The organism is Parapedobacter lycopersici (genome assembly GCF_024643285.1).
In the GTDB taxonomy this organism is placed as follows: Bacteria; Bacteroidota; Bacteroidia; order Sphingobacteriales; family Sphingobacteriaceae; genus Parapedobacter; species Parapedobacter lycopersici.
The window spans coordinates 503,358-525,722 of sequence record NZ_JAMSLW010000003.1 but is presented as its reverse complement, the minus strand read 5'-3'; the positions used below and the strand labels follow the sequence as shown (position 1 = coordinate 525,722).

General features: G+C 49.9%; 20 protein-coding genes and 1 tRNA gene. 16 read left to right on the top strand and 5 right to left on the bottom strand.

Features of this window, described 5'->3' with window-relative positions:
* The first annotated feature begins 10 nt into the window (after nucleotides 1-10).
* The 4 genes from NEV57_RS09150 to pth all read left to right on the top strand — a co-directional run bounded on the left by NEV57_RS09150 (nucleotide 11) and on the right by pth (nucleotide 2,454).
* A tRNA-Gln gene (locus NEV57_RS09150) sits at nucleotides 11-81 on the top strand.
* Between the two features lie 113 nt (nucleotides 82-194).
* On the top strand, nucleotides 195-1,139 hold the full coding sequence (locus NEV57_RS09145; protein ID WP_257658010.1) for a ribose-phosphate pyrophosphokinase: 945 nt from the start codon (nucleotides 195-197) through the stop codon (nucleotides 1,137-1,139).
* 61 nt (nucleotides 1,140-1,200) lie between these two features.
* Nucleotides 1,201-1,785, top strand: coding sequence for a 50S ribosomal protein L25/general stress protein Ctc (locus NEV57_RS09140; protein WP_257658009.1), 585 nt, complete (start codon nucleotides 1,201-1,203; stop codon nucleotides 1,783-1,785).
* Nucleotides 1,786-1,887: 102 nt separating this feature from the next.
* Nucleotides 1,888-2,454 (top strand): aminoacyl-tRNA hydrolase, encoded by a 567-nt coding sequence (gene pth, locus NEV57_RS09135; protein ID WP_257658008.1) that lies wholly within the window; start codon nucleotides 1,888-1,890, stop codon nucleotides 2,452-2,454.
* A gap of 21 nt (nucleotides 2,455-2,475) precedes the next feature.
* On the opposite strand, the gene NEV57_RS09130 is transcribed toward pth, so the two are convergent.
* A complete protein-coding gene (locus NEV57_RS09130) occupies nucleotides 2,476-4,050 on the bottom strand; it encodes a M56 family metallopeptidase (protein WP_257658007.1) in 1,575 nt (524 codons plus the stop codon).
* A gap of 2 nt (nucleotides 4,051-4,052) precedes the next feature.
* Complete coding sequence (locus NEV57_RS09125; RefSeq protein ID WP_257658006.1) at nucleotides 4,053-4,418, bottom strand: BlaI/MecI/CopY family transcriptional regulator; 366 nt, start codon at nucleotides 4,416-4,418, stop codon at nucleotides 4,053-4,055.
* 234 nt (nucleotides 4,419-4,652) lie between these two features.
* Here NEV57_RS09125 and NEV57_RS09120 point away from each other — a divergent pair, with 234 nt between their 5' ends.
* Nucleotides 4,653-5,939: a citrate synthase gene (locus tag NEV57_RS09120; RefSeq protein ID WP_257658005.1), complete on the top strand. Its 1,287-nt coding sequence runs from the start codon at nucleotides 4,653-4,655 to the stop codon at nucleotides 5,937-5,939.
* A 128-nt stretch (nucleotides 5,940-6,067) separates the two neighbouring features.
* Here NEV57_RS09120 and NEV57_RS09115 read toward each other — a convergent pair whose 3' ends face one another.
* Nucleotides 6,068-7,084: a metallophosphoesterase family protein gene (locus NEV57_RS09115; RefSeq protein ID WP_257658004.1), complete on the bottom strand. Its 1,017-nt coding sequence runs from the start codon at nucleotides 7,082-7,084 to the stop codon at nucleotides 6,068-6,070.
* A gap of 309 nt (nucleotides 7,085-7,393) precedes the next feature.
* Here NEV57_RS09115 and NEV57_RS09110 point away from each other — a divergent pair, with 309 nt between their 5' ends.
* From NEV57_RS09110 to NEV57_RS09080, 7 genes are all read left to right on the top strand, one after another.
* Nucleotides 7,394-8,467 (top strand): complex I subunit 1/NuoH family protein, encoded by a 1,074-nt coding sequence (locus NEV57_RS09110; protein ID WP_257658003.1) that lies wholly within the window; start codon nucleotides 7,394-7,396, stop codon nucleotides 8,465-8,467.
* Between the two features lie 61 nt (nucleotides 8,468-8,528).
* On the top strand, nucleotides 8,529-9,089 hold the full coding sequence (locus NEV57_RS09105) for a 4Fe-4S binding protein (protein WP_257658002.1): 561 nt from the start codon (nucleotides 8,529-8,531) through the stop codon (nucleotides 9,087-9,089).
* On the top strand, nucleotides 9,086-9,631 hold the full coding sequence (locus tag NEV57_RS09100) for an NADH-quinone oxidoreductase subunit J family protein (RefSeq protein ID WP_257658001.1): 546 nt from the start codon (nucleotides 9,086-9,088) through the stop codon (nucleotides 9,629-9,631). Before NEV57_RS09105 ends, NEV57_RS09100 begins: the two co-directional genes overlap by 4 nt.
* Entirely contained in the window at nucleotides 9,628-9,936 is a 309-nt protein-coding gene (gene nuoK / locus NEV57_RS09095; protein ID WP_257658000.1) for an NADH-quinone oxidoreductase subunit NuoK, read from the top strand. Before NEV57_RS09100 ends, nuoK begins: the two co-directional genes overlap by 4 nt.
* Before the next feature lie 19 nt (nucleotides 9,937-9,955).
* Complete coding sequence (gene nuoL, locus NEV57_RS09090; RefSeq protein WP_257657999.1) at nucleotides 9,956-11,977, top strand: NADH-quinone oxidoreductase subunit L; 2,022 nt, start codon at nucleotides 9,956-9,958, stop codon at nucleotides 11,975-11,977.
* Nucleotides 11,974-13,578 carry a complex I subunit 4 family protein gene (locus tag NEV57_RS09085; RefSeq protein WP_257657998.1) on the top strand — a complete coding sequence of 535 codons (1,605 nt, stop codon included), beginning with the start codon at nucleotides 11,974-11,976 and terminating at the stop codon, nucleotides 13,576-13,578. The genes nuoL and NEV57_RS09085 overlap by 4 nt, the downstream gene beginning before the upstream one ends.
* Nucleotides 13,579-13,584: 6 nt before the next feature.
* Nucleotides 13,585-15,084, top strand: coding sequence for an NADH-quinone oxidoreductase subunit N (locus NEV57_RS09080; protein ID WP_257657997.1), 1,500 nt, complete (start codon nucleotides 13,585-13,587; stop codon nucleotides 15,082-15,084).
* A gap of 3 nt (nucleotides 15,085-15,087) precedes the next feature.
* Here the strand turns inward: NEV57_RS09080 and NEV57_RS09075 are convergent, their stop codons facing one another.
* Nucleotides 15,088-15,870, bottom strand: coding sequence for a GLPGLI family protein (locus NEV57_RS09075; protein WP_257657996.1), 783 nt, complete (start codon nucleotides 15,868-15,870; stop codon nucleotides 15,088-15,090).
* Between the two features lie 5 nt (nucleotides 15,871-15,875).
* The gene (locus NEV57_RS09070) at nucleotides 15,876-18,671 is read right to left on the bottom strand and encodes an outer membrane beta-barrel family protein (RefSeq protein WP_257657995.1); all 2,796 of its coding nucleotides are present in this window, start codon (nucleotides 18,669-18,671) and stop codon (nucleotides 15,876-15,878) included.
* A gap of 196 nt (nucleotides 18,672-18,867) precedes the next feature.
* Here NEV57_RS09070 and NEV57_RS09065 point away from each other — a divergent pair, with 196 nt between their 5' ends.
* The 4 genes from NEV57_RS09065 to NEV57_RS09050 all read left to right on the top strand — a co-directional run bounded on the left by NEV57_RS09065 (nucleotide 18,868) and on the right by NEV57_RS09050 (nucleotide 22,170).
* Nucleotides 18,868-20,235, top strand: coding sequence for a dipeptidase (locus NEV57_RS09065; RefSeq protein WP_257657994.1), 1,368 nt, complete (start codon nucleotides 18,868-18,870; stop codon nucleotides 20,233-20,235).
* Between the two features lie 18 nt (nucleotides 20,236-20,253).
* Nucleotides 20,254-20,997 carry a lysophospholipid acyltransferase family protein gene (locus tag NEV57_RS09060; protein WP_257657993.1) on the top strand — a complete coding sequence of 248 codons (744 nt, stop codon included), beginning with the start codon at nucleotides 20,254-20,256 and terminating at the stop codon, nucleotides 20,995-20,997.
* 42 nt (nucleotides 20,998-21,039) lie between these two features.
* The gene (locus NEV57_RS09055) at nucleotides 21,040-21,798 is read left to right on the top strand and encodes an ABC transporter ATP-binding protein (RefSeq protein WP_257657992.1); all 759 of its coding nucleotides are present in this window, start codon (nucleotides 21,040-21,042) and stop codon (nucleotides 21,796-21,798) included.
* A 150-nt stretch (nucleotides 21,799-21,948) separates the two neighbouring features.
* Nucleotides 21,949-22,170, top strand: coding sequence for a DUF2795 domain-containing protein (locus NEV57_RS09050; RefSeq protein WP_002996718.1), 222 nt, complete (start codon nucleotides 21,949-21,951; stop codon nucleotides 22,168-22,170).
* The last annotated feature ends 195 nt before the right edge of the window (nucleotides 22,171-22,365 follow it).

Below are 22,365 nucleotides of genomic sequence, written 5' to 3'. Positions count from 1 at the left end.
AGATCCGGATTGCCCGATAGTATAATGGTAGTACGACAGATTTTGGTTCTGTTTGTCTAGGTTCGAATCCTGGTCGGGCAACAAAAAAAAATTACGGATTGCCGTTTGGCAATCCGTAATTTTTTAATGTAACTTTAACATCGGAATAATAATATCCCAATCCCACTGCTAACCCACAAAAAACAACTATTGCCATGCCTTTGCAATTCAATGAGGTAAAACTTTTCTCCGGTTCAGGTACTACGGAACTGGCTGAGCAAATCGCGCAGTCTTACGGAAAAAAACTCGGTGAAATGACCTTATCCCGTTTCAGCGACGGAGAAATCCAGCCTTTTTACAACGAATCCATACGCGGATGCGACGTATTCCTGATTCAGTCGACCAACCAGCCTTCTGAGCGCCTCTTTGAGTTATTGCTGATGATTGACGCGGCCAAACGGGCTTCTGCGCATTACATCACTGCAGTGGTTCCTTACTTCGGTTTCGCACGCCAGGACCGTAAAGACAAGCCCCGGGTTGCGATCGGCGCGAAAATGATTGCCAACCTGATTACCGCTGCCGGCGCCCACCGGATCATGACGATGGACCTCCATGCGGCACAGATCCAGGGTTTCTTTGATATTCCGGTGGATCACCTGGATGCTTCGGTAATTTTTGTACCCCACATCAAATCGCTGAACCTGCCCAACCTGACCATCGCCTCGCCGGACATGGGTGGTTCTTATCGTGCACGTACTTTTGCCAAGTATTTCAATGCCGAGGTGGTCATCTGCGACAAACAACGCAAACGTGCCAATGAAATCGAATCCATGTCGATTATCGGTGACGTAACCGGCCAGGATATTGTATTGATCGACGATATCTGCGACACAGCCGGCACGCTGTCAAAAGCTGCCTCCCTGATTATGGAAAACGGAGCCACAAGCGTGCGGGCCGTCTGTACACATCCGGTGTTATCGGGCAAGGCTTATGAAACCATCGAAAACTCGGCGCTGACCGAGCTGATCGTTACGGATACCATCCCGTTGAAGCAGCAAAGCAGTAAAATCAAGGTACTCTCTACCGCCGAGCTGTTTGCCAACGCCATTAAAAACGTAAATGAACACGGCTCAATCAGTGATTTGTTTAAAGTTGATTAAATTAAATTCCAACTTTTTTCATACCTTTGCGGCCTCAATTTAATTTTATATCGTATAACAAATGAAATCAATTGCTATTAGCGGTTCTCTAAGAGAGAACGTAGGGAAAAGAGATGCGAAAGAGCTGCGCTACCAGGGAAAAGTACCCGCAGTGCTTTATGGTGGCGAAAAACAGTACCACTTTGCCGTATCCGCAGCTGATTTGAAGCCGGCCATCTATACGCCGGATGTTCATTTCATCGACCTGGATATCGACGGTGACAAACACCGGGCTATCATCCAGGAAACACAGTTTCACCCATTAACTGATCAACTGCGCCATGTTGACTTTCTTTTACTGAATGACAAGAAGGAAGTATCCGTTAACATCCCGATCAAACTTACCGGTACATCACCGGGCGTGAAGATGGGGGGTAAACTGGTGCAGAAACTGCGTAATCTTCGCGTAAAAGCGTTACCTAATGCCCTTCCGCAATACATCGAGGTTCCACTTGGCGCACTCGAGGTAGGCAAATCCGTACGCGTGGAAGAAATCCAGCTTGAAAATGCCAAAGTACTGAACAACAGCGATGACACCATCGTATCGGTAATCATGTCGCGTGCATTGCGCCAGGCAGAGCAGGAAGCAGCGAAGGATAAAAAATAATACAGTCCGGGGAAATACCCCGCTGCACAATACAGAAGCACCGGCACGTAATGCCGGTGTTTTTTTTTCGTGATGCATCAAATTCAGTATGTTTGCGTTCCCATGGCAACAAAATATTTAATCGTAGGGCTGGGTAACATTGGCCCTGAATATGCGGATACCCGCCATAACATTGGATTTATGGTCGCCGATGAACTGGCGAGGCAGGCGAAAGTCACGTTTTCCACGCTGCGGCATGCCTACTATACCGAATACCGCCAGCGCGGGCACGGGGTGTATGTAATCAAGCCAACGACCTACATGAACCTAAGTGGCAAGGCGGTGAACTATTGGATGCATGAATTGAAAATCCCCCTTGAGCATGTGCTGGTAATCGTTGACGAGCTGGCCCTCCCCTTCGGCAAGATCCGGCTGCGGGCCAAGGGCAGCAGTGCAGGGCATAACGGGTTAAAGAGCATCGAGGCTATGTGTGGTGGCCAGGGATATCCACGCCTGCGGTTCGGCATCGGCGATCATTTTCCGAAAGGACGGCAGGTGGATTATGTGCTGAGCGGATTTGACACCGATGAATTGCTGGAATTGCCGGCATTGATCGAGCGTTCTGTACAGGCAGCAAACAGTTTTATCGACATCGGCCTGGAACGGACGATGAATGTATTTAATACGTAAATCGACTGACTATACCGTTTACTACTGAACGGCTACCTCAATTACACCGTTTGCCCCCCTATCGCCGTACGCTTCCTTAGCCGCATTGCCTTTTAATACATTAATGGACGTGATTTTATCGGTTGAGAGCGATCTGAATGCTGCAGCTGTGCTTTCCTTGCCATCGATGATGATCAATGCGCCGTTGAAGTCCGGTTTTTGCGCGCTGTGAATCGCCGCAAATTTTTCTGCTGATAACCCGGTCGCTCCTGCATTTATGGCCGTGTCCAATCGGTTTCCCCGGACGGTTATGCCAATGGCTGCCGTATCGGGTTTCATTTTAATAACGACCAATCCGTTTTCTGCCGCCTTACCATACAACGAAGTGGCCAGCCGCTCATCTTTCCAAACACTGATGCTGGCGATGTTATCAGCCGCCATTTTCTGAAGGGAGTCGGTATCCTTCACGGGCATACCATCTACAATAATAAGCGGTGCGCGGGCAGAATCGGCTTTATCAAAAAAAATAGCCTTAACCGGTCCGCTTCCACCCCTGCCGGGAGAGCTTATGCTGACGGCCCCCGGCGGTTTGGTGGCAGCTGATGGATCCTGATTGTGTTCGTCAGGCTGATGGTGGGCCTCCATCCCATCCTTCGGCTGATCGACCCGAATGTGGATCGTATCGGACCGGGGCGGCGCCACCGGACCGGGTAATGCGGAATTCCGGTTTCCGATCTCCTCGACTACAGGCTCCTGCTGATACGCCCGCGAAACGCTAAACACCAGTACAAGCACCGCAATTACCGGCAGTGCAAAAACATAATTCCCCAGCTGCAATGCGGATGACCGTTTTCTGTTCATCATGGCAATTCTCCTTTTTAGGCTTTTAAAATTAAAATGATTGGCAATTTCCGGCTGGTCGCCGGTATATTGGCTCACCTTTAACAGGTGGTACTGGTAGGTCTTTTTATCCACCCCCTGCCGCAGTACGTTACTGTCGGTGATGTATTCGAGGTTTTCATGAATGGCGCGCCGGATGAGCCATGCACCGGGATTGAACCAGCAAACGGTACGGCACAGCTCGGCCAGCAATACATCCAGGGTATGCAGCTCTTTCGCATGAATCCGCTCGTGACTGAAAATCTCGGCCAGTTCGGGCTCGTCGTGCTGGTGAATGTTAAGGTAAATGTTCCGCCAGAACGTAAACGGTGCCACCGGATGAAATACCTGCCGATAACGGAACAGCCGCCAGACCGCAGGTTGTGAAGCGGTATGGAGTTTCCGCAGGCTGAGGAGACGGACAAGCAGTCGCCAGCCAAAGTAAATAACACCCAGCCAGAACAGCGCAGTAAGCAGCGGCCACCAGTTAAAGGCCCTGACCGGCATTTGCTGCCAATCGGAGATAAGATAAATTACCTGCGGGGCTGTATCCTGCCGGGCTACCAGCCAGTCGCTGATATCTACCAGTGGGTATACAGCAGAAAACAGCAACCCAAACAGCAGGTAAAACCGATTGAGGCGATAAAACGTGAGCCTGCGGAGCAACAGCCGGTACCCCAGGTAAAAGAATACCAACGAAAGGTTGGCTTTGAGCAGATGAATGACGAAATCGGGCATGGCTATTTGCTTTTTTCCTGATCAATCATGTTGATGATTTCCTTTAGCTCTTCGGTACTGATTTTTTTATCCCGGGCAAAAAAGCTCACCAGTTCCTTATAGGAATTCCTGAAATAATCGCTCACGAATCCGCTCATAAACATTTTCTTGTAGATCTCCTCCGTCAACAGTGGCTCATAACGGTACGCATTGGCATACCTCACTGCCTTTACGTAGCCTTTGCGCTGCAGGTTTTTAATGGTTGACGCCAATGTAGTGTAAGGCACTTTTCCGTCGGGCATTTCATCAAGCAGTTCCTTGACAAACCCCCCATTGCAGCGCCAGATCAGCTGCATTGCTTCTTCTTCCTGTATGGTTAGCTTTTCCATAATATTACGCTATTGTCGTAAATATACGAAAAAATCGTAATATCCAAAAAAGGGAACAACTTTTTTTTCGGTGCACCTATTTTATATCAATCGCGTGAAGCGGGGTGTAGTTTCCTAAATTTAAAGGGAGCCGTTTAAATCGCTATTTAGTTACAAAAAATGGCAATAATATTACGTCGTTAACTTTTTTATTAGTGCAATTTCATTACATTTGCATCTCATCCAAAAAAAATTATGACAGAGACAGCTTCAATATCTATTGACGGTAAGACACATGAGTTTCCTGTGATCACAGGAACGGAAAATGAAAAGGCTATCGACATTTCAAAATTACGGGATCAGACTGGAGCAATTACATTGGATCCCGGATTTAAGAATACCGGCGCAACACAGAGCGCAGTCACTTTTTTGGATGGTGAAAAAGGTATTTTGCGTTACCGCGGTTACCCGATTGAACAATTGGCGGAGCAATCAACATTTCTTGAAGTGGCTTACCTGCTGATCTATGGCGAATTGCCGTCTGCAACTGTCCTGGAGGAATTCCGCAAGAAAATCGACCGGCATACGCTGATCCACGAGGATATGAAAAAGTTTTTTGACGGGTTTCCGTCGAAATCGCATCCGATGGGCCAGCTCTCCTGTCTGGTTGGCGCGCTATCGGCTTTTTACCCTGAATCACTCGACCCGAATCCTACAGAAGAAGAAGAGGACCTGACCATCGTTAAGCTGCTGGCTAAAATGCCGACAATTGTGTCATGGATCTATAAAAAGTCGCTCGGACATCCGGTGATGTATCCGCGTAACGGACTGAATTTCGTGCATAACTTCCTGAACATGACCTTTGGCCAGATTACGGAAGATGTGGAAATTGAGCCGGAAGTGGTAAGTGCCATGCACAAGCTGCTGATCCTGCATGCCGATCACGAGCAAAACTGCTCGACCTCAACGGTACGTATCGTGGGCTCTTCCAATGCCAACCTGTACGCCTCCATATCTGCCGGTATCTCCGCCCTTTGGGGCCCGCTGCACGGTGGGGCCAATCAGGCGGTCATCGAAATGCTGGAGAATATCAAGAACGACGGTGGCGACAGTGCCAAATGGCTGGCCAAGGCAAAAGATAAAAACGATCCGTTCCGCCTGATGGGATTTGGGCATCGCGTATACAAAAACTTTGATCCACGGGCCAAAATCATCAAAAAGGCATGTGATGACGTACTTGAGCGCCTCGGCATCAACGATCCAGTACTGGATATTGCCAAGGAACTGGAAGAAGCGGCATTGAAGGACCAGTATTTTGTTGACCGCAAGCTCTATCCGAATGTGGATTTTTACTCCGGAATCATTTACCGGGCGCTGGGCTTCCCCACCGATATGTTCACGGTGCTGTTCGCCTTGGGCCGCCTGCCGGGATGGATTGCACAGTGGAAGGAAATGCGGGCGAACAAGGAGCCTATCGGCCGCCCGAGGCAGGTGTACACCGGCAGCGTAATCCGGGACTACGTATCGATTGAAAAGCGTTAATTGAAGTTAATCAGTTAGCGGCATAAATAAATATACAGCCGGCTCAAAATGGGCCGGCTGCGTTGTTTATAGTGGTACGGTTTGCCGCGGTGATGTCCCGGCGGGCGACTAAACCCGCTGCAGTTCCATTAATCGGTTATATCGATCCGGTGAATCAGGCCATTGAATCCGAGTACTGATTCCGGTAGGTCTTGCAGGTTGATCAATGAATCTGTTCCGGGGACAAACGCATTAAAATCAAACCGCGCGGCGGATGTTGCCGGTATGTCAATAATCGCATACGCTTTCGTGGGCCCTTCATCGTGCCCCAATATCGGGCGCGGACCGCCGCCCAGGCAACCGGAGTTAAATAAAACCACGCCGTTTTTACGTGCAGGAAAGTAGGCATGCTGATGCCCGCTGATATAGATATCCACTCCATTTTCCTTAAAAAAGTCGAGCGTTCGATCGGCTTCCGCGATAACTTCACCCGGTTTGTTTTTGTCGGCTACTATCGCGTAAAGGGGCAAGTGTCCGAGCAGGATGCGTAACCTTGCTTGCTTTGCAGTTCCGCTTTTCAGCTGGCCTTCCATCCAGTCCAGCATTTCAGGCGTGATGGTCTCCGAAGATGCATCCCAGCTGATAAAAAAAACATTGTTTTGTTTGTAGCTGAAATAAAAGGGATAATGGGTGCGGTCGATAAAGGTGAGGTTGGTGGCTCCGATGTGCTGATTCCAGAATTGGCTGGCCGCGGCCCTGTCCTTCTGGTAGCTTGGTGAAGCGTCGTGATTCCCTACCGTGAATCCGAAGGGAATCTTCAGGCTGTCAATCGGATTCAGCACGGCTTGGTTGAAACCTTCCCACATGGCCGTTAACTGCGCTTCCGTCAGGGAAGCCTTTTGACCGGCCACCATATCGCCGCCACACAATATTATGTCAGGCTTAATTGTCTTCACCTTGTCGATTACGGCAGCTACTTCGTTGCTGTATGTTGTGGAACCATAGCTATCGTTTAGATCACTTATTACCATGATCTTTAATGGCTTATCCTGATCACGCTGCCTGAGGGATAATCGGTCATCCGACTGTCCGTAACTGGGTTCCGCTGTAAATGCGCTGGCCGTAAACAGCCAGCATAGCAGTAATAGCACAAATTTGAATCTCATATGGATTTTGTAATATAACGTTGCTTTTTACCTGCTATGGAAGGCTAAATACCCGGTAATCCGGAATCCCTATCCTTCGCTTACTAAACCCGTCCCAAAACGGCCGGGCACGCAGGTTCATCTTTTCGCCGTCCGGCAGAAAGCACCTAAATTAGGATTCATCCGGTGGAATTGGAAATTAATGCGGCATTTCCTGCCTAAAAAACATGTTCCCGCCGTTTTAGAATGATTCAAAATAATCTATCAATCTACTATATATTATCCGTTCAAATCCTTATGTTTGCACGAATTATTCGCATGTAAAATAAATTGGCTTTTTACATCACATATATCGGTATCGGCTTAGCCCTATTTGGGTTTATCGCATTGTTTGCGTTAGCGGCCGTATATGCGGAACGTAAAATTGCCGGCTTTGTCCAGGATCGCCTGGGCCCGATGGAAACGGGCAGGTATGGCAGCCTGCAGACCCTTGCGGATATCCTCAAGCTGATTCAAAAGGAATTTATTACACCTGCAGCAGCCGACAAGGTGCTGTTTATCGCCGCTCCGGTCATCATTTTCATGGCGGTGTTCTTTGGCTTTATTGCCATGCCCTGGGCTCCGGGATGGGTTCCTGCCGCACTGAATATCGGCTTGTTTTATGTGCTGGCCGTCGTTTCGGTTGATGCTATCGGTATTCTGATGGCCGGATGGGGCTCCAATAATAAGTTTTCATTGCTGGGGTCACTCCGGGCGGTGGCGCAGATCGTATCGTATGAAATCCCCGCCGGCCTCGCACTGATTGCGGCTGTAATGGTTGCCCAGACACTCAACATGCAGGAAATGGTAGCCAACCAGGGGATCCGCGCCACGGTCCCGCTCCACTTTCTGGGTGTGTGGGAAGTTACGGAGATCGGAGGAATATTGGCGTGGAATGTTTTTCAGGCACCCCACCTGCTGGTGGCTTATGTGCTGTTTTTCATCGCTTCGCTTGCGGAATGCAACCGGGCACCTTTTGATATCCCCGAGGCAGAATCGGAACTGGTGGGCGGGTTCCATACGGAATACGGCGGCCTGCGGTTCGCTTTTCTCTTCCTTGCCGAATACGCCATGATGTTTTTGGTGGCGATGATCGGTGTAGTGGTATTCCTCGGCGGCTGGAATACACCCCTGCCCAATATCGGTGCGCTTAAGCTGGCCGACTGGACGACGGGGGTAATATGGGGATTTTTCTGGACCCTGTCGAAAACCTTGTTTTTTGTGGGGGTGCAGATGTGGATCCGATGGACACTTCCACGGCTTCGTGCCGACCAGCTGATGACACTCTGCTGGAAAGTGCTGACACCGCTGGGATTCCTGTGCATGGCGATTTCGGGGATATGGCGGGTGATGGTGATGGTTTGATCAAGGACTGATTGGGTACTTTTGCAGTCAAAAGTATCCGTGAATACAAGCTTATAAAGAAATGTTAAAGACGGCTTTACAGGCATTCGTTACCGCAGTAAAAGGGTTAACAATAACCCTGCGGCACTTCTTTGGCGCACGCCGGTCGCGCAGGGAAGTGGATGTGCGTAAAGCGTCCTATTTCGACCAGCAGGAAGGGGTTACCACGGTACAGTTTCCAAAAACCAAAATGCCGATCCCCGAGGTAGCCCGTTATCAGCTGGACGTCGAAATCGACGACTGCATCGTATGCGACCTATGCGCCAAGGCCTGCCCCGTCGACTGCATCACTATCGATGCGGTGAAAGCCACCGGCGTGATCGGAAAGACATCGGACGGCAGTGTGAAACGGCTGTATGCTGCCAAGTTTGATATTGACATGGCCAAATGCATGTACTGCGGACTTTGCACGGTGGTATGCCCTACCGAATGTATTACCATGACCGACCAATATGACCGGAGTACGTTCCAACTTGCGGAGCTGACTTATTCCTTTTCGGACATGACGCCCGAAGAGGTGGACGCCAGAAAGCAGGAATGGACCCGGTTTCAGGCTGAGAAGGAGGCAGCAAAGCATAAATGATGGAAAGTATATTGTTCTATTGCTTTGCAACCGTCGCGGTGGGCACCTCATTTATCCTGGTAAGCATGCGCAATATAGCCCGTGCATTATTCCTGTTTTTTGTGGTGTTGTTTGCCATGGCGGGTTTATATGTGTTTGCCCTGGCCGATTTCGTGGCGCTCACGCAAATTCTGATCTACGTGGGTGGTGTATTGGTGCTGTTGCTGTTTGCTTTCATGTTATCCAACAAGGAACTGCTGAACCAGCTCCAGGCCGGTACCTCGCACTTTTTTGCGCTCCCGGTATGGCAGGCGCTGACCGTTGCGCTGCTGTTTCTGGGTGTGTTATTGTATGCCGCCCTGCAATTTGACCGGCATGAACCGCAATGGATTGCGGCCGCACGCGAGGCAGGCACTGTAATCACGCCAACGGACCGTACTGTGCAGCACCTGGGTATCCACCTGATGACGCGCTACCTCCTCCCCTTTGAAGTGATTTCTGTATTGTTGATGATGGCCCTTATGGGGGCCGCCCACCTGGCAAGGAAAGGAGGCCAGACATGATTACACTTACGCATTTCCTAGTCGTCAGCGCCTGCATTTTTGCGGCGGGTATGTATGCTGTACTGGCGCGGCGAAACGCCATTATGGTATTGGTGGGAATCGAACTGATCATCAACGCCGCGATACTGAACCTCGTTGCTTTTGGCCGATACGACAGTACGCATTATGGGGGGCAGGTATTTGCGGTGTTTGCGATTGTGCTGGCTGCCGCAGGGGTTGCCGTGGCACTGGCCATCATCCTGAACGTATACCAGCACTATAAGACCATTAACCCGGAAGATATCCGCGATCTAAAAGAAAAATAACACCTTGCCGCAGCCCTCAGTGACATATCTCCCATTTGTAGCTCTTGCAGCTGTCTTGCTTCCTTTTGCAGGGTCGCTGTTATCGGCAATAGCGGGCAGGCGGAGCCAAAGCGGTGCAATTGCCATTACTGCAATTGCCGGCAGCCTGTTGACTGCAGCCTACGTATTCGCCCAGGTGTGGGGTAATGCCCCGGTGCACGGGCAATGGCAGTGGTTTGTTATCGGCGAAACGCCGTTTCACGTAGGATTGCTGCTTGATAACCAGTCGGTACTCATGCTGCTGCTTGTACCGCTGATCGCGTTGCCGGTACACCTCTATTCCGTGGCCTACATGAAAGGCGATCCGGGTATTCACCGCTACTGGATGTACCTGGGGCTATTCTGCTTTGCGATGATGGCGTTGGTAGTGGCCGACAACCTGTTTCTCCTATACGTCTGCTGGGAACTGGTTGGATTCGCCTCTTACCTGCTCATTGGGTTCTGGTTTACGCGGGATACGGCCGTGCAGGCAAATAAAAAGGCGTTTATTGTCAACCGCATCGGGGATATTGGGTTATTGATCGGCATCGCCATTTTGTACGCGCAGTTCGGCACCCTGGACATCCGCACCCTCTTTGATCCGCATGGCCTTGTTGCAGCATCTGTAGTGGCGGATGGCCAATGGATAGCCTCCGGCCGTTCCATGCCGGCCATCTGGCTTACCTTAAGTGGACTGGCCTTTTTGCTGGGTGCAATCGCCAAATCGGCACAGTTTCCGCTCCATGTATGGTTGCCCGATGCCATGGAGGGTCCCACAGCAGTGTCGTCACTTATCCATGCCGCAACCATGGTGGCCGCGGGGGTATTCCTGCTGGCGCGGATATTTCCGCTGTTTAACGGAACCGCGCTTATGGTGATGGCCTGTATCGGTGTCTTCACGGCCTGCATGGCGGCATACTTTGCATTGACCCAATACGACATTAAAAAGATACTGGCTTTCTCAACGATTTCACAGCTTGGGTTCATGGTTGCCGGCATTGGCATGGGCGCTTATCATGCCGCCCTATTCCACCTGGCTACCCATGCATTCTTCAAATGCCTGTTGTTCCTGGCCGCCGGTGCAGTCATCCACGAAATGCAGCACCTGAATAAGCAATACGGGCTGGAGATCGACCCGCAGGATATCCGTGGTATGGGCGGACTCAGACGGCAGATGCCTCTTACCTTTACGGTGATGGCAATTGCTGCCCTCGCCTTGGGCGGTTTTCCGCTGACGGGCGGATTTCTCTCCAAAGATGCCCTGTTGGTTCACGCATTGGAATGGGGTGCCATTCAGCCGGGCTTGCTCCGGTTACTGCCCTATTTCCTGTTTGCAGCCGCTGGACTGACTGCCTTTTATATTGCCCGGCTGATTTTTAAAGTATTCGTGGCACCGCCGGCTATCGACCGGTTAACACAGATTCACGAAGTGGGTAAATGGATGCTGGTGCCCATGCTATTCCTGGCCGCCTGCTCGCTGTTCCTCGTATTTTCGCTGCACCCCTTCGATGTAGGCCGGGCGTGGCTGACCCAGGGAATGGTACCGGACACCCTGCCGCCTACCCTCCCTGCCGCGCACACGCTGGTTCCGGTTACCGCTACGCTCATTGCGCTGCTGATGGCCTGGTTGGCCTGGAAATGGTATGTAAAAGGCGCTTATCCATTGCGGACGACGGGGCTGTTATACAAATTGTCGCTCAATCAGGGATATCTGGATAAACTTTATGACCTAGCGGTCATATCACCTGTATTGCGGTTGTCTCATGTGTTAAGGGAGGCTGACCGGTATTTGGTAGATGGGACGATTGACGGACTGGGCCGGTTGGGCCGATTACTGGCAGCATTGGCCGGGTGGATGGACCAATATGTGGTGGATGGTACGGTGCGGCTGATCGGTAAAATAGCCTATGGGCTGGGTAATGTGCTTCGACGGACACAGACGGGAAGGGTACAGTATTATTTATTTACCATGTTTTTTATAGTATTGATAGTTTTGCTCTATCAAATGATCATTCACGCATGAATCCGCACTTGTTATCCATACTCATTTTTCTGCCGCTGCTGGCTGCCGTGGTGATGCTGCTTATCCCTACTGTCCAAAAAGCGGCATACAAGTATATTGCACTGGTCACGGGAGGCTTGCAATTGCTGCTGAGCGGATATATGTATTATCGGTTTCACCCGAAAGGAGCCGGCATTACCGAGGAACGCCTCTATCAGTTTAAGGAGCATCTGCCGTGGATCCGGTTGGATATGGGAGGTATGGGCAGGTTGGAAATCGACTACTTTATCGGGGTCGACGGACTTTCCATGCCGTTCCTCTTTTTAACAGCGCTGATTATGATCATCGCCATAGGCGCTTCCTGGAACATGCAGAAACAGCTGAAAGGCTATTTTGTACTGCTGATGATCCTCAATATGGCGGTAATGGGTGTCTTTTCGGCACTCGATTTCTTCCTGTTTTATGTGTTTTACGAACTGATGCTGCTGCCACTGTACTTCCTCATCGGGATATGGGGGGGTGCCAGGCGGGAGTATGCAGCCATTAAATTTTTCCTTTATACGTTATTCGGATCGGTGTTCATGCTCCTGGTTATCGTGGGACTGTATTTCTCCGTGACCAATCCGGAAACCGGTGCACATACATTCAACATGCTGCACATGATGGATCCGGGCAATTATGCACCTAATAGCCTATTTTCCTGGTTAGCCGAAAATCAGTTGTTTGGTGTGCCGGCACGGCTACTGGCTTTCATTGTACTTTTTGTGGCGTTCGCCATCAAAGTGCCCATCGTGCCGTTGCATACCTGGCTCCCCGATGCCCACGTGGAAGCCCCTACACCAATATCCATTATCCTGGCGGGGATATTGCTCAAAATAGGAGGATATGGCATTCTACGCATCTGCTTTGGTATTTTTCCCGATATGGCCCTTCAATCGGCCTGGTGGCTCGGACTGATCGGCGTCGTGTCCATCCTGTATGGAGCGTTTGTTGCCCTGGCGCAACGCGACCTGAAACGCATGATCGCCTATTCTTCGGTATCACACATGGGGTTTGTGCTGCTCGGCGCCGCATCGCTCACGGCAGAAGGACTGGCTGGCGGAATTTTCCAGATGATCAGCCACGGTTTTCTATCGGCAGCACTGTTTTTTCTAGTCGGGGTGCTTTACGACCGGGTACACGACCGTGATATTTACCATTTCCGGGGATTGGCATCAACAATGCCCCGTTATACGGCGCTGGTGGCGATGACGTTCTTTGCCTCATTGGGATTGCCGGGATTTTCTGCTTTTATCGGCGAAGCTTTTGTTATCATCGGAACCTTCAATTCGGAAAGTGCCCATGGTGTTTTGCCCCGGTGGATGGCTATTGCAGGTTCGGTGGGTATTCTGCTCAGTGCTGCTTATTTTCTGTGGACCCTGCAACGGATGTTTTTTGGCCAACCCCGGTTTAAAGGCGGCCAGGAATGGCTGGCGGTGCTGAAGGACACCAGTACACGGGAAACCCTGATCATGCTGCCCATGCTGATGCTGGCACTGACACTGGGGATTTATCCAGCATTTGCATTGGAAAAAATCAACGCCTCGGTGCTGGCGCTGGTATCGTTGGTAACCGGAGGCTAACAGGCTATGCAGGCAACACAGTTCCATATCACATCATTACTGGATCAGGTCATTTCCGGATTACCGGGCTTACTGCCTGAACTGGTGCTGATCGCCGCATTCGTTCTCAGTATTTTTTCGGGTGTATTTGTTGACCGGCTGTGGCGGCACAGCACGTTGGCTGTTGCGCTGCTCGGCATGATTGCAGCGGCCGTATGCAGCGGACTGGAACTGCGTACACCGGCTGCGGAAAATCTGCTCTTTGGCACGGTACTGCCCGACGCCTTTGCCGGATATATCCGGATATTCATCGCCGCCGCATGCATTTTGTTTGCACTATCGATTGTTGCCAACCCGGATTTTACCGCACACCGGAAAAAAACGGCTGATTTATACAGCGTGCTGATTGCGGTTCACATCGGGCTTAACCTGATGGTGATGGCTACACATTGGCTGATGTTGTTTGTTGCCATCGAACTGGTCTCCATTGGCTCCTATATTATGGTGGGTTACCTCGCCAAGGAAGCGCGGCAGACGGAAGCTGCGATGAAATATGCGTTATTCGGGGCGGTGTGCTCTGCGGTCATGTTATATGGACTGTCGTTGCTATACGGCTTCACAGGCAGCCTGGAGTTCACGGCGCAACCTTTTATCGACGGGTTGACGGCCACACCTCCGCTGCTGACCACACTGGCATTGTTGCTGGTCTTTACGGGTATCGGGTTCAAACTATCCTTTGTACCTTTCCATTTCTGGAGTCCGGATGTCTACCAGGGGGCTCCCACTCCCGTGACCGCATTTCTTTCGACCGCTCCAAAAATTGCGGGGATGGCGATGCTGGTGCGGATACTGTATGCCTGGCCGGAAAGCAGCGCCCCGGCGCAGTCGCTGCATACCATGCTGCTCGTGGCTGCCATTGCCACCATGTTATTGGGTAACCTGGCTGCCCTGCGTCAGGCAAATGTGAAGCGTATGATGGCGTATTCATCCATCGGACACACCGGTTTCCTGATGATGGCGGCGCTGGCTTATTCCGCAGGTGATTATACGGTCCTGCTGTTTTACCTTGCGGTATATACAATTATGAATATGGGGGTATTCATGCTCGCTGATCATATTGAATCCCGGACGGGCGCTACCGACCTTGCCGCATACAACGGTTTGGGCAAACGCGTTCCGCTTGCCATGGTCTGTTTCGTGATTCTCGTGATCTCGCTGACGGGTATCCCCCCTACTGCGGGATTTGTAAGTAAGCTACTGATATTTTCAGTTGTATTTGAACGGTGGCAGGCAACCGGTAATCCGGGTATGATCGGTCTGCTAATCGTGGGAGCACTCACTACGGTCATTTCGCTGTTTTATTATTTTAAAGTACCATTAAATGCTTTTCTGAAAAAGCCGGATGCCGACCAGACCATGGAAACCGCCCCGTTGTCTGGCGGACTGCTGTGGCTAATCGTGATCTTATCCGGTGCCACCCTCGTGTTTGGCATTTTTCCGCAATGGCTAACCAACTGGTTTGGGTAGCCCCTACAATAACATCGCTTTAAGTATCGCCTGTGCGTAATCGCCCCAGTTTTTCAGGCTGGCTTCCAGTTCGGCACGCAGCTGACCGTAATTGACCGCTTTACCCCTTTTTGGCACCTCCAGTTCCTGAGCTGTAACAGGCCGGTCTTCCACACTTGTTGCAAAGTAAGTCGTGTTCTCGTAGGGAAGCGCAACACCAAGTATCATACCCGGCAACCCGGCAAATGATTCCGGGCCACCCGATACTGGAATCTGGTCGGTATAGAAAGCAACTACGTATACGGAATCAAGTACCACCGCATTGGCCCGGCGGCATTGGTAACCGGCAATTTCCCGTGTTTCGTTGGTAATACGCCATTGGATACGGCGGATGCTATCGGTAACGAGGTACGTCTGCTCATACACACTTTTCTGGCTGATGCGCTGCCCCGCGAGCAGGTCGGCTACGATGGTATTTCCCAGGTCTACGGAAGGGTCGTTACCAAAAAAGCCGGCCGATGGCGTAGCCTGATCATCCAGCGGCCAAAAGCGCGTCCGGTCGCCATCAAAGGCAAGACGGTACTTGAATGTCTTAAATTGCGGATTGTTCCGCCGATATTGTTCAAAAGCCTGCTCCATGAATGAATTGCTGCCCACCCTGCTCTTGATCTTGGCATACATATTCACCCGTTTCTCAAACGCGACTACACCCTGTTTAACAAAGTGTGCGTATTGCGCTTGTAGCAATTGGCAGGAAAGCATCAAACCCACCAAACAGACTAACGGAAAGGAAATCTTGATTCTCATGATCGTTAATTTTGTACGGATACTCCTCCCATTTTACTGAAATCCCAAGTGAGTGAAAATAACAGGAAACGGGTAATCGTGGTGTAACTGTTTTGTGTAAACATGTTGTTATTGGCATACCGGCTGAAACCTCTGTTCTGGTTAAACAGGTCATTTACCCCGATGGAAAAACGGAGTGTCTCGTCCTTAAGGAATTTCTTCCCGACCGAAGCATCAACAATAAACTGCTCAAAATTTTCATCAAACAGCGCCGTAGGTGCGGTGTAGGTATACCGGCCTTCGGATGTGATTTCCAGTTTCCAGGGCAGGAAGATGCTGAAACCAAAGCGTCCATTCAGTCCCCATCCGTCATTGTTGCGTTGCTGTTGCAATGATGCCCTGCTATACGTATAGGACGGACCGAAATTGATATTGAAACCGTATTTTTTCTGAATGTACTGCCGGATCGTCAGGTTACCCGAATAAGTTGAATTTTGGGTCTTGTTCAGCTCCCCATTAGTCAAATTGTAATAGGTATTGCCGTTGGCCTCCAGTCCACCGCCAACATCGACATTGATCTTTTTGATGTTCTTACTGAAGCCGGAATAAAAGCTGTAGTTCATGGGCGACTTCCCGTTCAAATTGGCATACTGAAGGACACTCCGTCCGACAGCATCGGTGTTCACATTGCTGACGATGGGGTTTCCGGTATTGGAAAAACTACCGGAGAAATATATATACTGATTTCCGATCACCCTGAATGAGTTGTAACTCAGGTTAATCCGGTTAGTAAACGAAGGCTTCAGATTGGGGTTTCCCAATACAATATTTAACGGATCATCGTTTACGCGCACAGGCTGTATCTGGTTGATGGTTGGCTGGGTGTTATTGCCATTGTAGGAAAAACGAAGCGATTTCTGCTGCGAAAAACGATATTGCCATGTCAATTGCGGATTGTGGTTGGTAAAACTACGCCCAAAGTGATTGTCGGCATACCGGTCGGTCTGGTTAAACTGCACACGGCTTATCCGGGTGCCTACATTAAGCGTGGATTTCCCCTTCCGAAAATTAAGAATTGCCCCCAATTGATTGGCAAGTTGGTTTAATTTAAAATCATTGCTGTACAATGAGTCCAGATCCGTATAACCTCCCGTTCCGGTTTCGTTGAAAGATTGCCTGAGGGAGGTCCCGTTGTTCGCTGAAAGCCTGTAATTCACCACCATGGAAAGCGTTTTGGTAAACGGCTCCGAATAGGTGATATTTGAATTAAACACGGAGTTTCTGCTGTCATTTACCTTCATTTGGTCTACGAGAGAGGTGCTGTCTATTACGCCATCCGCGTAAAAGGAGTTTGCGGCATACAGCCGACCATTGGACCTACTTTGATTAATAGTTTCATTGACCTCCCAGGAAAGCGTCCGCCCCTGCTTACGTAGCTTCTTTGTCCACAACGCTGTCAGATAGGCGTCCTGCCCTTCCGTATCGTTGGTGGTACGACGCATCGATTCATTGAGCATCCCACCGAAGGCATCCGTACCCATCGACTGATTAAACGCCGCGGTTTCCCCGTTTTTCAATGTCCCATCCACCGTTACTTTCAGTGTCGACGTCGAATCAAACTGTGTTTCGAAAATTGCCCCGCCCCGCTGCCGGAATATCCGCCGGTCAAAGGTCTGATCAGCTACTGTGTGGATCGCACCGCCGGGCAATTCATTCTGGGTTATCGTAGCGCCCGATCCATTCACGCTCAGTTCTCCTATTTTGTAATTCCCGTTGATGGACTGCCTGCCGTCATTCCATTTGTTGCTGTAATAAACGCCCCCGTTGAGCGCGGAGGGAATTCCCTGTCCGTCGTAGCGCCCACTCCACGATTCAATGTCGTCCTGGCCCCCGGTCGATGTGAACATAATCCCTCCGTCGTCCATAAACGTCATTGAACCGGAGGGTGCGTACCGTTGCGCATCCTGCCAGTTCAACCCTGTACGGCCGGTATTGCCCAGGGTACCAAATGTTGAAAACCGCTGCTTGTCGTTAAAGCGGTTAAACATAACCTGTCCCTGGTACATGTCGTTGGTACCGGCACCGGCATCCACTTTACCGAAATACCCTTTTTTCTGGTCGTCTTTCAACTGAATGTTTAGTGTTCTGGTGCGTTCTCCATCATCGACTCCCGTAAATTCGGCCTGGTCGCTTTGCTTGTCGTACAGCTGGACTTTGTCAACCATGTCTCCCCGAAGGTTGCGAGTAACCAGCACGGGATCGTCACCAAAAAATTCTTCACCATCCACAAGTACCTTATTTACGGTCTGTCCCTGCGCCGTAATCTTGCCGTCCTGGTCGACCTGAATACCCGGCAGCTGCTTAAGTAAGTCCTCCACCTTTGCATTGGGCTGGATCACAAAACTTGCTGCATCGTATTCCGTGGTATCGCCGCGGATGGTAATGGCCTGACTGCGGTTTACCAGTACCTCCTCCAGTAATTTCGTCCGCAATACCAACCCCAGGCTGCCAAAATCGATCGTCCCAACGGCACTGTCCAGCGTAAATTGTTCCACATAATCAGCATATTCCGGATATGTGGCCATCAGCAAATATTCACCGGCAGCTAACCCGTCGATTCGGAAATTTCCTCTCTGGTCCGTTCGTGCAAACCGGTAAAGCATGGAATCACGTGCTTGCATCAACACAATGGAAGCCTGTGCCAATCCGACGTCCGATACCGTATCGATTACAACGCCTTGAACAGCAAATCCCTGCTCCTGTGCGACGGCCGACAGCCAGCCGGTACTAATGACAATCAGCGCGATGAATAATTGTTTCATTGGTTAGATTTATGGTCATGGTTCTTTTCTTTCGTAACTACGAATTAATCGTAAAAATACGAATATAAAGTATATATCAAATAACCAATAACTTATTTAACTATTTTTAACACATCGTCCGAAGGAATCGGTAAAACAGTATGGTATTCATCAATACATTATGTAGTTTTGTCCTGAACCGTTAATCGCACGACTTATGCAAAAAATAAAAGAGTACGTAGCTACCCATCAACAGCGTTTCCTTGACGAATTATTTGAATTGCTCCGATATCCTTCGGTAAGCGCGGACCCGAAATATAAAGATGATGTAAGCCGAACCGCAGCATTCGTGGCTCAAAAACTGCGCGATGCAGGGGCCGATAAAGTGGAAGTATGCCCTACTGCGGGCCATCCGATCGTATACGGTGAAAAAATCATCGATCCGGATCGACCTACTGTACTGGTGTACGGGCATTATGATGTACAGCCGCCTGACCCGCTGGAACTTTGGGAAACTCCTCCTTTTGAGCCCACCGTACGTGACGGCAAGATATTCGCCCGTGGCGCATGCGACGATAAAGGGCAATTTTATATGCATATTAAGGCACTTGAGCTGATGGAAGCGACCGGCACACTGGCCTGCAATATCAAGTTTATGATTGAAGGGGAAGAAGAAGTGGGGTCCGATCACCTGGGTGAATTTGTAAAAGCGAATACAGAGCGGCTTGCCGCGGATATTGTGCTGATCTCGGATACGGCGATGATCAGTCTTGATACGCCTTCACTGGAGACCGGCCTCCGTGGACTGTCATACCTCGAAGTGGAAGTGACCGGCCCGAACCGGGACCTGCATTCAGGTGTATACGGCGGTGCTGTGGCCAATCCCGCTACCGTACTGGCCAAGTTGATCGCATCATTACATGACGCGGATAACCGGATTACTATTCCGGGTTTCTATGACGATGTGGTAGCACTCACTGATGCGGAACGCAAGGCGCTCAACGAAGCACCTTTCGATGAAGCTGAATATAAAAAGGACCTCGGTATTGACGCGCTTTGGGGTGAAAAGGGATATACAACAATCGAACGGACCGGCATCCGGCCTACCCTTGAAGTGAACGGCATCTGGGGCGGATATATCGGAGAAGGGGCTAAAACGGTGTTACCTTCAAAAGCGCATGCCAAAATCTCCATGCGGCTGGTGCCCACCCAGGATTCGCACGCAATCACCGAATTATTTGTAAAACATTTTGAACGCATTGCACCGGATTATGTAAAGGTGAAAGTAACACCGCATCACGGCGGTGAACCTGCGGTTACACCTACTGACAGCAAGGCCTACCGGGCAGCTGAAAAAGCAATCGAAACCGCTTTCGGAAAAAAGCCAATCCCCACACGCGGTGGCGGCAGCATTCCAATTGTTTCTTTGTTTGAAAAAGTGCTTGGCCTGAAAACGGTACTCATGGGCTTTGGTCTCGATAGCGATAACCTCCACTCGCCTAACGAAAAGTACGACATTGCCAATTACCTGAAAGGGATTGAAACCATTCCGCTGTTCCATAAATATTTTGCAGCGCTCGATTGATGGCATAATAGGGTAAGGATGGTACATTTATTAAGAAAATTGCATCGCTACCTATATCTGGCATCCGTCCTGTTTTTCTTTACCCTATTTTATCCGGTCCTGTGGGTACTTGCCCGGGATCCGGAACGTCATTTTAACGGCATAGCGCGATGCCGCCGCATCATTGGCGTACTGAGTTCAGCCATGGTAGGTATTTTTTACCGCTTTCGATACGAAACGGCCATTGATTGGTCGAAACCGCACATTATCTGTGCGAATCACACCTCCAATCTGGACATCACAGCGCTTGTTCTGCTTTGTCCGACAGGGTTTTCGTTCGTGGGTAAAGTGGAATTGCTCAATAATCCGGTAACGGGAATGTTTTTCCGCACAATTGATATTCCATTGAAACGCGATAGTAAAATTTCAGGATTTCGGGCTTTCCAGCGTGCGCTTGGGCATATCCAGCGGGGTAAAAGCATGGCTATCTTTCCGGAAGGCCATATAGGCGAAGAGTTTCCCCCGCGACTTTATAGTTTCAAAAATGGGCCGTTTAAACTGGCCGTTGAGGCACAAGTGCCTATCATCCCCGTGGTTATCCAAAATGCGTGGAAGCTCCATTGGGATGAAGCCCGTCAGTTCGGTAGCAGGCCCGGCGTCGTTCGCGTGGAAGTACTGGCTCCCATTGTCGTTAACGATTCCGGTCCTGCTGGGGCCGACCAATTGCGAGATGAAGTATATAACCGGATCCGGGAACAATGGAACAGGATCGGGGGACTGTAACATTTTTTCTTTTCATTCGTCTTATCAAAATAAAATACAGTTATGTCACAACAGCCACTTATTCAAATCAGTGATATCGGGCGCAAATATGTCATTGGGGCCGAAACCATCCATGCATTAAAATCGGTGACCCTCCAAATCAATAAAGGTGAATTCGTGGCGCTTATGGGGCCTTCGGGATCAGGGAAATCCACCCTGATGAACATCCTGGGCTGCCTGGATACACCGACACGCGGAGAATATGTCCTCAATGGAGTTAACGTAAGTGACATGACGGACGATGAACTCGCTGAAGTCCGAAACAAGGAAATTGGATTTGTATTCCAGACGTTCAACCTGCTTCCGCGTTCTACCTCACTGGATAACGTGGCGCTCCCGCTGATTTATGCTGGATTAAGCAAGAAGAACCGCGAAGAAAAAGCACAGGCGGCGCTGGAAAGCGTAGGACTGGGTAACCGGGTAGACCACAAGCCAAATGAGTTATCCGGCGGACAGCGCCAACGCGTGGCAGTAGCCCGGGCACTCATCAATGATCCCTCGATCATACTCGCCGATGAGCCTACCGGAAACCTGGACACCAAAACATCGGTTGAAATCATGGGATTGCTTGAAGAAATACATTCCAAAGGAAATACCATTATCCTGGTTACCCACGAAGAAGATATTGCCCAACATGCCCACCGCATCGTGCGGATGCGCGATGGTTTAATTGAGGACGATTATCCGAACAACGACATTAAGCAAGTTTCACCCCGGCTTGCAGCGCTGCGGGAGAAAGGGAGCGATTTTGAGCATATTTAGTGTTTGCACGTATACAATGCACACACATAACACACCTAACACCTTAATAAATAACTACTTAAACCATCTATTAAAAATGTTATCAAAAAATTTAAAAAACATAATATAAATATTATATTTTTGCGCAAAATTAAATTAAAGTATTGAGTTATGTATTGGACATTAGAGTTAGCCTCGCATTTGGAAGATGCACCATGGCCAGCAACAAAAGACGAACTCATTGACTACGCCATACGTTCGGGAGCGCCTGTCGAGGTGATTGAAAACCTGCAGGCTCTTGAGGACGATGGGGAGCCCTATGAAAACATTGAGGAGATTTGGCCAGATTATCCGACCAAGGATGATTTCTTCTTCAACGAAGACGAATATTAATATAAAACTGCCCCGCATACTGCGGGGCAGTTTTGTTAACTGCCCGTCCGAAAAAAACCTGATTGCCTATTGCATCTTTCAAAATAAACAACCATATTTGCCTCACTGAAATCAAATGACTTCTTTAACAGTATATATTACGTGGTGGTGGCCCGGCAGTTAATTGTTGGGGCAGCGCTTATTGATTATCGTAAT

Coding starts and splice junctions, on each gene's coding strand:
- NEV57_RS09130 (WP_257658007.1), bottom strand. CDS start 4,050: ATGCCCGATTTCGTCATTCATCTGCTCAAAGCCAACCTTTCGTTGGTA.
- NEV57_RS09125 (WP_257658006.1), bottom strand. CDS start 4,418: ATGGAAAAGCTAACCATACAGGAAGAAGAAGCAATGCAGCTGATCTGG.
- NEV57_RS09140 (WP_257658009.1), top strand. CDS start 1,201: ATGAAATCAATTGCTATTAGCGGTTCTCTAAGAGAGAACGTAGGGAAA.
- NEV57_RS09100 (WP_257658001.1), top strand. CDS start 9,086: ATGATGGAAAGTATATTGTTCTATTGCTTTGCAACCGTCGCGGTGGGC.
- NEV57_RS09075 (WP_257657996.1), bottom strand. CDS start 15,870: ATGAGAATCAAGATTTCCTTTCCGTTAGTCTGTTTGGTGGGTTTGATG.
- NEV57_RS09050 (WP_002996718.1), top strand. CDS start 21,949: ATGTATTGGACATTAGAGTTAGCCTCGCATTTGGAAGATGCACCATGG.
- NEV57_RS09070 (WP_257657995.1), bottom strand. CDS start 18,671: ATGAAACAATTATTCATCGCGCTGATTGTCATTAGTACCGGCTGGCTG.
- NEV57_RS09060 (WP_257657993.1), top strand. CDS start 20,254: ATGGTACATTTATTAAGAAAATTGCATCGCTACCTATATCTGGCATCC.
- NEV57_RS09065 (WP_257657994.1), top strand. CDS start 18,868: ATGCAAAAAATAAAAGAGTACGTAGCTACCCATCAACAGCGTTTCCTT.
- NEV57_RS09120 (WP_257658005.1), top strand. CDS start 4,653: ATGACAGAGACAGCTTCAATATCTATTGACGGTAAGACACATGAGTTT.
- NEV57_RS09055 (WP_257657992.1), top strand. CDS start 21,040: ATGTCACAACAGCCACTTATTCAAATCAGTGATATCGGGCGCAAATAT.
- NEV57_RS09145 (WP_257658010.1), top strand. CDS start 195: ATGCCTTTGCAATTCAATGAGGTAAAACTTTTCTCCGGTTCAGGTACT.
- NEV57_RS09080 (WP_257657997.1), top strand. CDS start 13,585: ATGCAGGCAACACAGTTCCATATCACATCATTACTGGATCAGGTCATT.
- nuoK (WP_257658000.1), top strand. CDS start 9,628: ATGATTACACTTACGCATTTCCTAGTCGTCAGCGCCTGCATTTTTGCG.
- NEV57_RS09085 (WP_257657998.1), top strand. CDS start 11,974: ATGAATCCGCACTTGTTATCCATACTCATTTTTCTGCCGCTGCTGGCT.
- NEV57_RS09115 (WP_257658004.1), bottom strand. CDS start 7,084: ATGAGATTCAAATTTGTGCTATTACTGCTATGCTGGCTGTTTACGGCC.
- NEV57_RS09105 (WP_257658002.1), top strand. CDS start 8,529: ATGTTAAAGACGGCTTTACAGGCATTCGTTACCGCAGTAAAAGGGTTA.
- pth (WP_257658008.1), top strand. CDS start 1,888: ATGGCAACAAAATATTTAATCGTAGGGCTGGGTAACATTGGCCCTGAA.